The sequence below is a fragment of the Pseudocitrobacter vendiensis genome (assembly GCF_943590815.1).
GTDB classification, from domain to species: Bacteria; Pseudomonadota; Gammaproteobacteria; order Enterobacterales; family Enterobacteriaceae; genus Pseudocitrobacter; species Pseudocitrobacter vendiensis.
Genome location: NZ_CALSBS010000007.1, coordinates 199,196 through 212,322, shown reverse-complemented (window position 1 = coordinate 212,322; position 13,127 = coordinate 199,196). Strand labels below are relative to the sequence as shown.

Genomic DNA, 13,127 nt, shown 5'->3' with positions numbered 1-13,127 from the left:
TGCGGGAGAGGGCCGGGGTGAGGGGCGCGGGTTTGCAGATGCCTCAAAATTGTCAACAGAACTCCCTCTTCATTATTTCTAAAGTCATTATTCCAGAAACGTAAAACCAGCCATTCCTGCCGTTCCAGGAAGCCAGTACGCATCTCATCATATTCAACACATTCAGCATGCTGTCCCCCGTCCAGTTCGATAATCAGAGCCGCTTTGTAGCAGGCAAAATCAACAATGTAATTCCCAATTGGCATTTGCCGACGGAACTTAAAACCATAAAACCGTCGCCCCCTCAACACATACCACAGCCGCAGTTCTTCCTTCGTTTGCTGGCGCCGTAGCGTCTTTGCATATTCCCGTCGTTTCTCCATCCCTTCATGTTGCCACTACGTTCAACCGTCGTCAGATCTCATAATCAAAACTGGAATCCGTCTTCCAGCGTACTTTCAGATTCTGTTTATCCTTCCTTCGTGGGCGAGTTTCGTATGATGACGTCCTTACTCACTAAAAGGATTTAAACCATGAAACTCGCCTGGAAATCTGCGGCACTCCTGTTGTGCTGCTTCGCGGCTCATGTCCTGGCTGATGACAACACTCCAACCGATGACGTCATAAAACAACAATTTGCAAAACAGTCTGACGGACTGATACGCATGGGAGATATCACGCTGCAACAGATTGAGAAGGTGGGGAACCGGGCTACCTATACCATCGAAGGGGATATTATCGCGACCGATAATCTTTATGCTGTTGTCGGCATAGCCGGAGACTATACGTTTTACGAAAGAACCTGGACAAAAGATCAACCCGTGAAATTTTCAGCGATGATGACTGCGGTTGGCACGAAGGCTTCGAGCTGGAGCACCGAGTTTTACTCCATGCAAGCAGCGGCAAAACGTATAGGCAGGCCATTCAGTAAGAATGAAAATTTAAGTAAGTCACTGATTGTAAACGACAGCGGCTTTATGGCGCAATTCGCGAAACTGGATGCGCAATTTGCTGATAGTAAGGCGAGCGTAGAAAAACAGCAGAAGCAGTATAAAGCGCTCAGTCAACAAATTGAGGCGCTGGACGAGCAGATTAACAAAGCCTGGGGAACGGATAGCAACGGTAAGCCCCTTGGGCGTGATGCTGTGTTAAGAGCAAAGCGTGCTGAGGTATACGACGTTGATAGCAAAAACGACATGAATAAGTTTATCAATCAGTATTACATCAAGGTGTATGAACCCGCGCTGATTGCCTGTCAGAAAAAAGGCAATTGCGATACCACATCGATTAATGCCGCCCGCGATAAAGCGCAAGAAGAGAAGAGTGCAGAATATGCGCGTCAGCATGATGCGATAAGTACGAAGGTAAAAGCTGAAATCGAGGCTCTTGAGAAAAAAGTTGAACCACTAACGAAAAAACGCGAAGCGCTGCGCGGGCAGATGGTGGTCCTGGAGTCGAGTAATTATGAATTAACGAGCGATGCGAAATTATGGGCGGAAGGTGTAGAACGGCTGCGCAAAGAGGGGGTTATCCGCTAAATACCTGGGCCTGACAATGTGGAGTGACAGGCCCGATATAAACCCGGCGTCGTGCAGCCCGCCGGGTCGTAGCAAATCTTACATCAGCCCTAAAAGCTGCGGCACAAACAGTGAGATCTGCGGAATGTAGGCGATCATGAGTAAGGCTATCAACAGCGCGGCATAGAACGGCAGTAACGGCTTGATCAACTGCTGGATCTTAACGCCTGAAATGGAACAGCCGACAAACAATGCACTGCCAACGGGCGGCGTTAACAGACCTATGCACAGGTTAGCGACCATCATAATTCCGAAATGCACCGGGTCCATGCCCAGATCCTGCGCAATGGGCAGGAAGATTGGCGTGAAAATCAGAACCGCAGGCGTCATATCCATGAAAATCCCGACGATCAACAAAACGATGTTGATAAGCAGCAGGATCACAATCGGGTTTTCAGAGATCCCCATCAGCGTATCGCTGATCATGTAGGGAATATCCGCATTGGTCATCGCCCACGACATCCCGACGGAAAAACCGATCAGCAACAGGACGATAGAGGTTGTCACTACCGACTCCAGAATCAGCTTCGGCAGGTCACGCCATTTCACCTCACGATAGATAATCACTGACAGAACAAAGGTGTATACCACCGCAATGGCAGAAGCCTCAGTCGCCGTGAAAATCCCACCGAGAATACCGCCCATGACAATAATCACCAGCAGCAGGCTTGGTAGCGCATCAAGGAACGCTTTTGCCGCCTGGGCACAAGTGGGGCGTTCAGATACGGGATAACCGCGTCGTTTGGCAATAATCGCGCAAACGACCATAATCGACAGGCCCATCAGAATACCCGGCAAATAGCCCGCCATAAACAGTGATGCTACCGAAACGCCGCCTGCGGTAAGAGAGAAAACAATCAGTACGTTAGAAGGCGGAATCAACAGCCCGGTGATGCATGATGAGACGTTGACTGCCGTCGAGAATGCCGGATCGTAGCCTTTTTGGGTCTGAATAGGATGCAACGTTCCCCCCACGGCGGCTGCGGCGGCCACCGCAGAACCAGAGATAGAACCAAACATCATATTAGCGAGTACGTTTACATGGCCGAGCGAGCCCGGAACGCGGCCCACCATTACCTGCGCGAGGTTTATCAGGCGTATCGCAATACCACCGCTGTTCATGAGTGTCCCCGCAAATATAAAGAAGGGGATCGCCAGCAAAGCAAAGTTGTCCAGACCGTTCGCCAGACGTTGGGAAACGGTAATAACCGCGATATCCCATGGAAACATCAGCAGCATTGACGCGACGGTAGCAATGCCAATTGAAAACGAAATCGGAACACCGATAAACACCAGTATAAAGAAGGCGCCAAACAGTGTGAGTGCAATATAACCGTCCATTAGCATGCTCCTTCTGTAGACTGTTTCAGGCGAACCAGGCCATTAGCGATAAACCACAAGGCGTAGAACATCATGATGAGGCCAGATAGCGGTAAGATCAGATAGACGTAGCCCATGGGGATTTGCATTGCAGCAGAAACCTGTGCGGTCGCCAGCGTTTTGGCGATTAACTTCAAACCGCCCGTGACGATGACTGAGCCGGAAAAAAGGAAAATGAGCAGGTTAATCAACACGCTCAGCAGCATTTGCTTACGCGGTTTTAGCATCATTGCTAACAGATCAATCGCCAGATGACGCTGTGCACCCACGGTGTAGGCAGCCCCAAGCAAACCTACCCAAATCATCAGGAAGCGCGCCAGCTCGTCGGTAAGGGTGCTGGGCTGATTTAACACGTAGCGGCTGAATACTTGCCAGACTACACAGACGACAAGCGCGACCATAACGGCGACGGAAAACGCGGCGATCGCGCGGTCCACCGCGTGTTTCGTGCGGATAAATATCATTGTTTATCATCCTGGTGAATGCGGGCCAGTAGCTGGCCCGCGAAAGCATTATTCTGCGGCGGCTTCGAACTTAGCCAGCAATGCGGCTTGTTTTGGATCTTTATTGAAATCATCGAACAGCGGCTGGACGGCTGCACGGAACGGGGCTTTATCGACTTTGACAATCTCAGCACCCATCGCTTTTGCCTGCGCACGGGTATCAGCGTCAATTTTATCCCACAGCTTTTGCTGATAGGCCTCAGAGTCCCTGGCCGCTTTCGTCAGAATCTCCTGCTGTTCTGGGGTGAGTTTGTTCCAGGTTTTTGTCGAAATGACCAGGAAGTCGGGAATAGAAGCATGCTCATCTTCTGAAAAGACTTTGGCAATTTCAATATGGCGAGTTTGTACCCAGGAAGGGACGTTATTCTCCGCTCCGTCCACGACGCCCTGTTGCATAGCGGTATAGACTTCACCAAAAGAAATAGGTGTAGGCGAGCCCCCCATTAATTCAATCATCTTAATTGTTGTTGGGCTGGGTTGAACGCGAATTTTCAGCCCTTTTAAATCGTCTGGTTTAGTAATCGGCTTTTTCGCGTAAAAGCTACGCGTACCGGCTACGTAGGCAGAAAGAGCAAAGAACCCTTTATCTTTTGTAGACTGCATAATTTCGTGGCCGACATCGCCAAATACGACTTTATTAAAGTGGGACTGATCTTTAAATAAAAAAGGAAGGTTATAGATAGCGTAAACGTTGTCGAAAGATTCAAGATCGCTCGCCGAGCCTTTTGTCATATCTAACGCTCCGTTTTGTAAAAGCTCCATGGCTTCGCGGGCGTTACCCATTTGGCTACTGGGATAGATGCGAATCGTCATTTTGCCGTCGGAGAGTTGCTTAACCTCTTTGGCCATTTCCTCAAAAGTCTGATGAACAACGTGGCTACGCTCAAGGTTATGCGCCAGTTTCAATGTCACTTTTTCTGCCGCATTCACCCCAGTGGAGAGTAAAGCGAAAAGCGATGCGCAGACCAGCGATTGGCGAAAAGAGAGAGTTTTCATTAATAGGCTCCATGCACTTTCATTTTTGGTGGTTTATATCTGTCGGAACAGTCTTGTTTGCTGTATGACATATTATCCTGGTTGTCCGACAACTTTTCGCTACCGCTCTCACACTTTTACTTTATCTACGCATTAAATGCTTTTTTTGTGCGCTGTATTATATTTATTTTGTATTCGATGCTTTGATTTTATTATTTTGCTAAATATTAATGGTGGGATTATTCGATAAATATTGAGTGATTGAATCGGAAAAAATGAGTTATGGAATTCGCCATTAATTCTAATGGCGAATTCTTCATTTACTCACTAAGGAATAATTCCAACAGCGAGTTCAAAAACAGTTTCCCGTGCTCGGTAATCTGCCAGTACTCTGCGCATTCGGTCAGATACCCCTGCACCAGCGCTTCGTCAATTTGTGGGCGAATCGCTTGCTCACTGAGCCCCGTATAACGGCTAAACTCATGGCGCGGGGCGGGTTCCAGCAGGCGGAAGCGGTTCATAAAGAACTCAAACGGTTTATCGGCCGCGTCGACATCATGCTGGCGTTCCAGGTAGCGTCCTTCCATATAGCCGCGCGGGTGGCGCGTTTTGGCGGTACGTAGAATGCGCCCGTCCGGGAAGGTAACTTTGCCGTGTGCGCCGCAACCAATGCCGAGGTAGTCGCCAAAGCGCCAGTAGTTGAGATTGTGCTGGCACTGATAGCCCGGTTTTGCATAGGCCGAGGTTTCATACTGTTGATAACCTGCTGCCGTCAGCAGCTTATCGCCCTGCTCGAAGATATCCCACAGCGCGTCGTCATCCGGCAGCACCGGTGGGCGCGAGCCAAACAGGGTGTTGGGTTCAATGGTTAATTGATACCAGGAAAGATGCGGTGGATTGAGTGCAATCGCCTGGCGCAAATCGTCGAGTGCTTCTTCCAGAGACTGGTCCGGCAGGCCGTGCATCAGGTCAAGGTTGAAGCTGCGCAGGCCCAGGCCCGTCGCCAGATTCGCCGCGCGTTTGGCTTCTTCAGGGCCGTGAATACGCCCCAGACATTTCAGCTTGGTTTCGCTGAAGCTCTGCACACCAATGGAGATGCGGTTCACGCCCGCACGCTGGTAATCGACGAAGCGATCCGCTTCCACCGTACCGGGGTTTGCTTCCATGGTGATTTCTGCATCCGCCGCCAGAGTAAGACGCGCGCGCACGCCATCCAGCAACGTTTGCATCGCCGGGCCTGAAAGCAGGCTCGGCGTACCGCCGCCAATAAAAATGGTCTTTACTTCACGTCCCTGCGCGTAAGCCACGTCAGCATCTAAATCACTCAGCAGATGCTGAACATAATCGTCGTGCGGCACCTCGCCTTTCAGCGCGTGCGAATTAAAGTCGCAGTACGGACATTTCTGCACGCACCACGGGATGTGAATATAAAGACTTAGAGGCGGCAAATTAGCCATTTCGTAATGCTTCCAGTAACTGTTTTAGCGCCTGACCACGGTGAGAGATGGCAATCTTCTCTTCACGCGTCAATTCAGCGGCGGTTTTCCCAACAGAGGGGACATAAAAAATAGGATCGTAGCCGAAGCCACCGTTGCCCGCAGGCGTGTGGGTGATGACGCCCGGCCAGCGGCCGTGGCACACCAGCGGCGTGGGGTCTTCCGCATGACGCAGGTAAACCAGCACACAGTGGAACTGCGCCTGACGCTGGTCGTCTGGTACATCTTTCAACGTTTCCAGCAGTTTTTGCAGATTGCGCTCGTCGGTCGCGCCTTCACCGGAATAACGTGCGGAATAGATACCCGGCGCACCGCCGAGATAATCCACCGCCAGCCCTGAGTCATCGGCAATTGCGGGCAGGCCGGTAACCTGCGACGCATGACGCGCCTTAAGGATCGCGTTCTCAATGAACGTCAGGCCAGTCTCTTCGGCGGAATCGACGCCAAGATCGGTTTGCGCAACGATATCGAGACCAAAATCGCTCAGCAACGAGGCGAGCTCGCGCACTTTACCGGCATTACCGGTAGCGAGGACAACTTTTTGCATGGGATATCCTAATTTATGAGGGCGTCGACGCCCGCTGGAATGTGCTGCGGATGAATGATTTTAACCTGTTTATGGCGGCCCAGTTCACCTTTCTCGATGATGACCTGGCTTTTGGCGACCTTAAACTGTTTGGCGAGAAATTTCACCAGATGGGCATTGGCCTGTCCATCGACCGGCGGGGCGGTAATGGCGACTTTTAATTCGTCGCCATGCTCACCCACAATGCTGTCACGACTGGCCTTCGGCTGAATATACAGCCGCAGTACCAGCCCGTCGTCGCAGGATATTACGGCACTCATAGCGCCATCCACAGCCCCGGCAGCAGCATGTTGCCCGTTGCCTGTAACACTTCGGCGATGCCCATATTAAGTACGTAGAGCAGCAACACGAGGATCATCGGCGAGAAATCGATACCGCCCATCGAAGGCAGCAACTTGCGAATTGGGCGCAGCAACGGATCGGCAAGCTGCATCAGTACAAACTCAACCGGGCTACGGCCCTGGCTTACCCAGCTCATAATCGCCATCAGCAGCAGTACCCAGAAGATAAGCAGGCCGGTGGTTTTCAGCAGGATCAGCACCGCCGCAATCCAGATTATCGGCTGGAAGGTGATAACCATAAACAGGGTAATCGCCTTGATAACGCTCAGAATAAAGGCTACGAGCAGAGAAGAACTGTCGAGCGGTCCCATCGCCGGAATGATGCGGCGCAGCGGCCCCACGATAGGTTGGGTAATTTTCACCACAAACTGGGAGAACGGGTTGTAAAAATCACAGCGCGCCCACTGCATCCAGACGCGCAGCAGTAGCACCATTGTGTACAGTTCGATCACTGTTGAGAGCAGGAAAGTCAACGTCTTCATGGCGTTCCTCAGAGTTCCTTATTTTTTGTGTAATCACGCGCACCGAAAATCGCGGTGCCGATGCGTACCATAGTGCTACCCGCCGCAATGGCGGCTTCCATATCGTCTGACATGCCCAGTGAGAGCGTATCAACTGTAGGGTAGTGCGTCTTCAGCCGCGCGAATGCTACCGCCATTTGTTGGGCGACGGCAAACTGCTTATCGTACTTGGTTTCCGGTGCCGGAATGGCCATTACACCGCGCAGACAGAGATTAGGCAGGGCGGAAACCTCCGCCGCTAACGCGTCAACCGCCTCGGGCGCGATGCCTGATTTACTCTGCTCATCGCTAATGTTGACCTGAATGAGCACGTTAAGCGGCGGCAAATGCGCAGGGCGCTGTTCGCTGAGTCGGGTGGCGATCTTTAACCGGTCAACCGTGTGGCACCAGTCGAAATGCTCCGCCACCAGGCGACTTTTGTTGGACTGCAACGGGCCAATAAAGTGCCATTGCAGATCCGTTATGCCTTTGTCCTGGAAGAAGCGGATTTTTTCCACACCTTCCTGAACGTAGTTTTCGCCAAACGCTCGCTGTCCGGCTGCCATCGCTTCTTCGACGGCGCTCGCAGGTTTTGTTTTGCTGACTGCAAGCAGCGTAACTTCTTCTGAAAGCCGGCCGCATCGTGATGCAGCGGCTGAGATTTTGTCCCGGACCTGTGCCAGGTTATGCGCTATATCGTTCATATTTGCTGGTGGGTCTTATGGAAATACAAGAAATCGTGGCGCTTAGTGTAAAGCATAACGTGTCGGATCTACACCTGTGTAGCGGGGTAATGGCGCGATGGCGACGTCGTGGCTTGCTCGAATCTGCACCATTTTTATCGCCGGAACCAGAAGCACTGTTAGGGCGTTGGTTAAGCGAAGCACAACATCGGCAATGGCGGGCGCAGGGCCAGCTTGATTTCGCAATAGCGCCTTCTGAGGGGCCACGCCTGCGCGCCAACGCATTTCGCCATGCGCGCGGTGTTTCGCTGGCATTGCGCGTGCTACCGACACGCTGCCCAACGCTCGCTGAACTCGGCGTGCCTGCTGCTCTACCCGAACTGTTGCATGAAGAGGGTGGGTTGATACTGGTCACCGGCGCAACGGGGAGCGGTAAGTCAACAACGCTTGCCGCGATGGTTGATTACCTCAACAACACGCTGGATGGGCATATTCTGACGCTGGAAGATCCGGTGGAGTTTATTCACACCAGCCAGCGCTGCTTAATTCAACAACGCGAAATAGGTCAACATACCGCTTCATTCGCTGAGGCGCTGCGCGGCGCGTTACGACAGGACCCCGACGTTATCCTGCTGGGGGAGTTGCGTGATAGCGAGGCGATCCGGCTGGCATTAACCGCCGCTGAAACAGGTCATCTGGTGCTGGCGACATTGCATACGCGCGGTGCAGCTCAGGCGATTGAACGTTTGGTTGACGTTTTTCCGGCGCAGGAAAAAGAGCCAGTGCGCAGCCAACTGGCGAACAGCCTGTGTGCGGTGGTGGCGCAAAAACTGGTCGCGGATAAACAAGATGGACGACTGGCGCTCTTCGAGCTGCTGGTGAATACCCCAGCGGTAGGTAACCTGATCCGCGAGGGGAAAAACCACCAGTTACCGGGTGTCATGCAAACTGGACAGCAGGCAGGGATGCAAACTTTTACGCAAAGCTATCAACAATGTATGGCGAAGGGTAAGTTATAAGGATTAGGCTATTTCTCCTGTACTTATTAATTCTATTTCTAATAGATAAGTGTTATTACTGTGATGGCAGTAGGGTTTTTGGAATTAATCAGCAAGAAAAAATGTTTCAATATATGATGAATGTGACGTTTGTTCGTTATTCTGTTGTAATAATGTTCTATTTGTGAATTCAACACTCCGTTATTATTCTGCGAAAATATAATCATCAGTGAAACATGCTGTGCCTAAGCTATAATATCTAAGTAATAAGGCTGACGGATTTTTATACGAATGCACAACATTATCTTGTGCAGACATAGAAAAAAAGGGTGATATTCTTTTGACACTCAGCGGGGATCGTTCTATCCTAATTATGGAATTAGGATTATTCTTATGAAATATTGTTTCACTTCATACTGTCTTGATTATTATTATGCATGACAATTAAGATTGCTTTGATTTATTAAAACACCATGATGGTGGCAAAATACTAAGGAGAGTTTCAAATGCTTGATGTATCAGAGAGTGTATCTAAATCCCGCAAAATCATTTTAATCACCCACCCGTCAGTACAGGCCAATGCATTCGCAGGTTATCTTTCTGATTTACTTTCAGTTTCTGTAGATGTTCACAATATCAACAAGCCGATGGTACAGCGCCTTGCTAAAGGTACTGTGGTGCTGTTTGATATCGCGGTATCGAACAAAAAATTGAACGGTATCTGGCGCGATATTATCCGCGTGCAGTTTGATTCTCCGCGTTTACTTATTATTAACAGTGCGCAAAAGTATGAATTATACGAAATGGCGCAGTGGCCCGCGCTGTACGGTGTATTCCGTCATGATGATGAAGAATCGCGCTTAATTGAGGGTGTCAAAGCCGTGCTGAACGGTGAACAGACTGCTGAATTGAGCGTAATGCATCCGGCAATGTACGCAGTTGAACAGCCGACTGAATCATCAGACAATATTCCGCTGACCGAACGTGAATGCGAAATTCTTAATGAGTTACGTCATGGTGCGACCAATATGGATATTGCTCGTGCGCTGTTCATCAGTGAAAATACAGTCCGTACACACTTATATAATGTTTTCCGTAAGTTAAGCGTGAAAAACAGAACCCAGGCTGTCAGCTGGGCTAATGAAAATTTGCGCCACTAAGTTTTACACTGGAAACGTTGTAGGCCGGATAAGCGCTAGCGCCATCCGGCTTTCCTGTCTCTAACGCCCACAATGTACACGTTATGCTAGCCTGACTACTGACTGTAGCTTTGCTCGAAGTAACTCTCCAGAATCACCACCGCAGAGGCCGAATCCACGCTGCCTTTATCCAGCGCACGAAAACCACCGTGCTCGAATAACCCGGCGCGGGCTTCAACAGTACTCAGACGCTCATCGTGCAGTTTAATCGCCACACCGAAACGGCCATGAATTTTATTGGCGAAGTTACGTGCACGCGCGGTAAGTGGCTGCTCAGTGCCGTCCATATTCAGCGGCAGGCCGACAATCACTAACGCCGGTTGCCACTCTTTCAGCAGCTTCTCAATAAGCGTCCAGTCTGGCGTGCCGTTTTGCGCTTTCAGGGCGTTAAGTGGGCGCGCGGTACCGGTAATTTGCTGGCCGACCGCGACGCCAATGCTGCGGGTGCCAAAATCAAATGCGAGAAAGGTTCCGCTCATTATGCGTGCCCCGCCACACCAGGCATGGTGTGAATATCGATGCCGATAAGTTTTGCCGCGTCGCGCCAGCGATCGGCGATCGGGGTCTTAAACAGAATATTGAGGTCGGCAGGCGCAGTGAGCCAGGCGTTATCGAGAATTTCCTGCTCCAGCTGGCCTTTCTCCCAAGATGCGTAACCCAGCGCAACCAGCACGTCAGTTGGCTGTGCCGCTGTGCCCAGGGTTTCCAGCACGTCGCGCGACGTGGTGACGATGGTGTTATCAGAGATACGGATGCTTGAGGAAAACGACGCCGGTGGCGTGTGCAGAATGAAGCCGCGATCTTCCGCCAGCGGGCCGCCGAGCATCACCGGTTTATCGAGGCGAATCGACGGATCGCGCGGATCGGGCGTGATCTTCAGTTTTTCCAGAATGCCTTCAACTTGCAGGTTTTCCAGCGGCTTATTGATGATAATCCCCATTGCGCCATCGTCGTTATACTCGCAGATATAGACAACCGAACGGCGGAAGATGGGGTCCTGAAGAGCCGGCATGGCAATAAGAAAGTGATGCTGTAAATTCATTGTCAGAGGTTCTGTCCTGGTTCAAAAAGCAGCAACGTCCAGTATGCGGGGAAAGAGGCGTGCTGTCACCAGGCAGTCCTGTAAACGCGCGTCAGCGCCTGGCAGGAAAGCCTGGTTGTGGCGGGTTCCCTCCCGCCGCAGAAGTTACTTACCTAAACGTTTTTCGATAGCGTCCATCAGCATCCCGGTGATGGAAATCGGGAACTCCGCTTCGATTTCACGCACGCAGGTTGGGCTGGTGACGTTAATTTCGGTCAGGCGATCGCCGATGATATCCAGGCCGACAAAAATCAGACCTTTCGCTTTCAGCGTTGGGCCCACTTTGCGGGCGATCTCCCAATCGCTTTCGCTCAGCGGACGCGGTTCGCCACGGCCACCGGCGGCCAGGTTGCCACGGGTTTCGCCGCCCTGCGGAATGCGCGCCAGGCAGTAAGGTACAGGCTCGCCGTCAACGACCAGCACGCGTTTGTCACCGTCTTTGATTGCTGGCAGGTACGTTTGCGCCATGCAATAGCGGTTGCCGAGCTCGGTCAGGGTTTCAGCGATAACGCCAATGTTAGGATCGCCTTCTTTGACGCGGAAAATCGACGCGCCGCCCATGCCGTCCAGCGGTTTCATGATGATGTCGCCATGCTTTTGCCAGAACGCTTTCAACTGCGCTTTGTTACGCGTGACCAGTGTTTCTGGTGTTAGCTCAGAGAACCAGGCGGTGAAGAGCTTCTCGTTACAGTCACGCAGGCTCTGCGGTTTGTTGACGATAAGCGTGCCTTTCTCTTCCGCGCGTTCCAGAATATAGGTCGCGTAGATGAATTCGGTGTCAAACGGCGGATCCTTACGCATCAGAATCACATCGAGGTCGGCAAGCGCGATATCCTGCTCGCTACCAAATTCGTACCATTTGTCATAGTTCTGCTCAACATTCACCAGACGCGTACGTGCGCGGGATTCACCGTTGGTCAGATAGAGGTCATTCATCTCCATGTAATGGAGTTCATAGCCCCGGCGCTGTGCCTCCAGCAACATCGCGAAGCTGGTGTCTTTTTTGATATTGATGTTTGCGATGGGGTCCATCACGATGCCGAGCTTAATCATTCTAGTTCTCCTGGAAGCCGGTATTAGCCCAGATCGCCAAAGCGCACCTGCAGTGCGGTAATGGCGGTGAGCGCGGTAGTCTCAGTACGCAGAACGCGAGGTCCCAACAGGATATCAGTAAACTGGTAGCGTGCGGTCATGGCAATTTCATCTGCCGAGAGACCGCCTTCCGGGCCAATCAGCAAACGCACGCGCTCCACCGGCAACGGCAGCGTATTGATGCTGGCGCTGGCGCGCGGATGCAGGTTCAGTTTCAGACTGCTATCTTCTTCGGCGCACCACTGTTCCAGATTCATCGCCGGGCGAATTTCCGGAATGGTGTTGCGGCCACACTGTTCACAGGCGGCAATCGCGATTTTTTGCCACTGTTGGATCTTCTTATTCAAACGCTCGGCATCCAGTTTAACGCCACAGCGCTCAGAAAACAGTGGCGTTATGAGGCTTACACCGAGTTCGATTGATTTCTGGATGGTGAATTCCATTTTATCGCCGCGCGACATCACCTGGCCGAGGTGAATGTGGATGGGCGATTCGCGGTTATCGATCTCTCCGCTCACCACATTCACCCGCACACTCTTTTTATCGGCGTGGGTAATTTCGGCGTCGAAGACCTGATTACTGCCATCGAAAAGCTGAATCGCCTGACCCGGCCCCATGCGCAGCACACGGCCAACATGGTTTGCCGCGTCTTCCGACAGGGCGATTTCATGCCCGGCGGTGATGTGTTCAGGGTGATAAATTCGGGGGATGCGCATGATGTGACGTTCCATTAATAG

Annotated in this window: 16 protein-coding genes; 3 read left to right on the top strand and 13 right to left on the bottom strand. The window is 51.6% G+C overall.

Annotation, left to right across the window (positions count from 1 at the left end):
* On the bottom strand, positions 1-362 hold a 362-nt coding region (locus tag NMC31_RS10450; RefSeq protein WP_253897872.1), incomplete at its 3' end, for an endonuclease domain-containing protein.
* A gap of 150 nt (positions 363-512) precedes the next feature.
* Here NMC31_RS10450 and NMC31_RS10445 point away from each other — a divergent pair.
* The gene (locus tag NMC31_RS10445) at positions 513-1,517 is read left to right on the top strand and encodes a DUF1202 family protein (RefSeq protein WP_253897871.1); all 1,005 of its coding nucleotides are present in this window, start codon (positions 513-515) and stop codon (positions 1,515-1,517) included.
* A gap of 78 nt (positions 1,518-1,595) precedes the next feature.
* Here the strand turns inward: NMC31_RS10445 and NMC31_RS10440 are convergent, their stop codons facing one another.
* From NMC31_RS10440 to NMC31_RS10405, 8 genes are all read right to left on the bottom strand, one after another.
* Positions 1,596-2,897 (bottom strand): TRAP transporter large permease, encoded by a 1,302-nt coding sequence (locus tag NMC31_RS10440; protein WP_253897870.1) that lies wholly within the window; start codon positions 2,895-2,897, stop codon positions 1,596-1,598.
* Positions 2,897-3,400: a TRAP transporter small permease gene (locus tag NMC31_RS10435; protein WP_149463242.1), complete on the bottom strand. Its 504-nt coding sequence runs from the start codon at positions 3,398-3,400 to the stop codon at positions 2,897-2,899. Before NMC31_RS10435 ends, NMC31_RS10440 begins: the two co-directional genes overlap by 1 nt.
* A gap of 48 nt (positions 3,401-3,448) precedes the next feature.
* Positions 3,449-4,435, bottom strand: coding sequence for a TRAP transporter substrate-binding protein (locus NMC31_RS10430; protein WP_149463243.1), 987 nt, complete (start codon positions 4,433-4,435; stop codon positions 3,449-3,451).
* 299 nt (positions 4,436-4,734) lie between these two features.
* Positions 4,735-5,871, bottom strand: coding sequence for a radical SAM family heme chaperone HemW (gene hemW, locus NMC31_RS10425; protein ID WP_253897869.1), 1,137 nt, complete (start codon positions 5,869-5,871; stop codon positions 4,735-4,737).
* The gene (locus tag NMC31_RS10420; RefSeq protein ID WP_253897868.1) at positions 5,864-6,457 is read right to left on the bottom strand and encodes an XTP/dITP diphosphatase; all 594 of its coding nucleotides are present in this window, start codon (positions 6,455-6,457) and stop codon (positions 5,864-5,866) included. Before NMC31_RS10420 ends, hemW begins: the two co-directional genes overlap by 8 nt.
* 8 nt (positions 6,458-6,465) lie before the next feature.
* On the bottom strand, positions 6,466-6,756 hold the full coding sequence (gene yggU / locus NMC31_RS10415; RefSeq protein ID WP_253897867.1) for a DUF167 family protein YggU: 291 nt from the start codon (positions 6,754-6,756) through the stop codon (positions 6,466-6,468).
* Positions 6,753-7,319, bottom strand: coding sequence for a YggT family protein (locus NMC31_RS10410; protein ID WP_108475809.1), 567 nt, complete (start codon positions 7,317-7,319; stop codon positions 6,753-6,755). Before NMC31_RS10410 ends, yggU begins: the two co-directional genes overlap by 4 nt.
* An 8-nt stretch (positions 7,320-7,327) precedes the next feature.
* Positions 7,328-8,041: a YggS family pyridoxal phosphate-dependent enzyme gene (locus NMC31_RS10405; RefSeq protein ID WP_253897866.1), complete on the bottom strand. Its 714-nt coding sequence runs from the start codon at positions 8,039-8,041 to the stop codon at positions 7,328-7,330.
* Positions 8,042-8,058: 17 nt separating this feature from the next.
* On the opposite strand from NMC31_RS10405, the gene NMC31_RS10400 reads away from it, so the two are divergent.
* The gene (locus NMC31_RS10400; protein ID WP_253897865.1) at positions 8,059-9,039 is read left to right on the top strand and encodes a type IV pilus twitching motility protein PilT; all 981 of its coding nucleotides are present in this window, start codon (positions 8,059-8,061) and stop codon (positions 9,037-9,039) included.
* A gap of 485 nt (positions 9,040-9,524) precedes the next feature.
* Entirely contained in the window at positions 9,525-10,178 is a 654-nt protein-coding gene (locus NMC31_RS10395) for a LuxR C-terminal-related transcriptional regulator (RefSeq protein WP_253897864.1), read from the top strand.
* A gap of 95 nt (positions 10,179-10,273) precedes the next feature.
* On the opposite strand, the gene ruvX is transcribed toward NMC31_RS10395, so the two are convergent.
* From ruvX to rsmE, 4 genes are all read right to left on the bottom strand, one after another.
* Positions 10,274-10,696 (bottom strand): Holliday junction resolvase RuvX, encoded by a 423-nt coding sequence (ruvX, locus tag NMC31_RS10390; protein WP_149463249.1) that lies wholly within the window; start codon positions 10,694-10,696, stop codon positions 10,274-10,276.
* Positions 10,696-11,259, bottom strand: a complete 564-nt coding sequence (locus NMC31_RS10385; RefSeq protein ID WP_231826279.1) for a YqgE/AlgH family protein — start codon at positions 11,257-11,259, stop codon at positions 10,696-10,698. The genes ruvX and NMC31_RS10385 overlap by 1 nt, the downstream gene beginning before the upstream one ends.
* A gap of 144 nt (positions 11,260-11,403) precedes the next feature.
* Complete coding sequence (gshB, locus tag NMC31_RS10380; RefSeq protein WP_149463250.1) at positions 11,404-12,351, bottom strand: glutathione synthase; 948 nt, start codon at positions 12,349-12,351, stop codon at positions 11,404-11,406.
* Between the two features lie 23 nt (positions 12,352-12,374).
* Positions 12,375-13,106 (bottom strand): 16S rRNA (uracil(1498)-N(3))-methyltransferase, encoded by a 732-nt coding sequence (gene rsmE / locus NMC31_RS10375; protein WP_253897863.1) that lies wholly within the window; start codon positions 13,104-13,106, stop codon positions 12,375-12,377.
* Between the last annotated feature and the right edge of the window lie 21 nt (positions 13,107-13,127).

Excerpts from the sequence above, each read along its gene's own strand:
- gshB (WP_149463250.1), bottom strand. The coding sequence starts at position 12,351 with ATGATTAAGCTCGGCATCGTGATGGACCCCATCGCAAACATCAATATC.
- rsmE (WP_253897863.1), bottom strand. The coding sequence starts at position 13,106 with ATGCGCATCCCCCGAATTTATCACCCTGAACACATCACCGCCGGGCAT.
- hemW (WP_253897869.1), bottom strand. The coding sequence starts at position 5,871 with ATGGCTAATTTGCCGCCTCTAAGTCTTTATATTCACATCCCGTGGTGC.
- NMC31_RS10435 (WP_149463242.1), bottom strand. The coding sequence starts at position 3,400 with ATGATATTTATCCGCACGAAACACGCGGTGGACCGCGCGATCGCCGCG.
- NMC31_RS10420 (WP_253897868.1), bottom strand. The coding sequence starts at position 6,457 with ATGCAAAAAGTTGTCCTCGCTACCGGTAATGCCGGTAAAGTGCGCGAG.
- NMC31_RS10395 (WP_253897864.1), top strand. The coding sequence starts at position 9,525 with ATGCTTGATGTATCAGAGAGTGTATCTAAATCCCGCAAAATCATTTTA.
- NMC31_RS10440 (WP_253897870.1), bottom strand. The coding sequence starts at position 2,897 with ATGGACGGTTATATTGCACTCACACTGTTTGGCGCCTTCTTTATACTG.
- yggU (WP_253897867.1), bottom strand. The coding sequence starts at position 6,756 with ATGAGTGCCGTAATATCCTGCGACGACGGGCTGGTACTGCGGCTGTAT.
- NMC31_RS10400 (WP_253897865.1), top strand. The coding sequence starts at position 8,059 with ATGGAAATACAAGAAATCGTGGCGCTTAGTGTAAAGCATAACGTGTCG.
- NMC31_RS10445 (WP_253897871.1), top strand. The coding sequence starts at position 513 with ATGAAACTCGCCTGGAAATCTGCGGCACTCCTGTTGTGCTGCTTCGCG.
- NMC31_RS10410 (WP_108475809.1), bottom strand. The coding sequence starts at position 7,319 with ATGAAGACGTTGACTTTCCTGCTCTCAACAGTGATCGAACTGTACACA.
- NMC31_RS10430 (WP_149463243.1), bottom strand. The coding sequence starts at position 4,435 with ATGAAAACTCTCTCTTTTCGCCAATCGCTGGTCTGCGCATCGCTTTTC.
- NMC31_RS10405 (WP_253897866.1), bottom strand. The coding sequence starts at position 8,041 with ATGAACGATATAGCGCATAACCTGGCACAGGTCCGGGACAAAATCTCA.
- ruvX (WP_149463249.1), bottom strand. The coding sequence starts at position 10,696 with ATGAGCGGAACCTTTCTCGCATTTGATTTTGGCACCCGCAGCATTGGC.
- NMC31_RS10385 (WP_231826279.1), bottom strand. The coding sequence starts at position 11,259 with ATGAATTTACAGCATCACTTTCTTATTGCCATGCCGGCTCTTCAGGAC.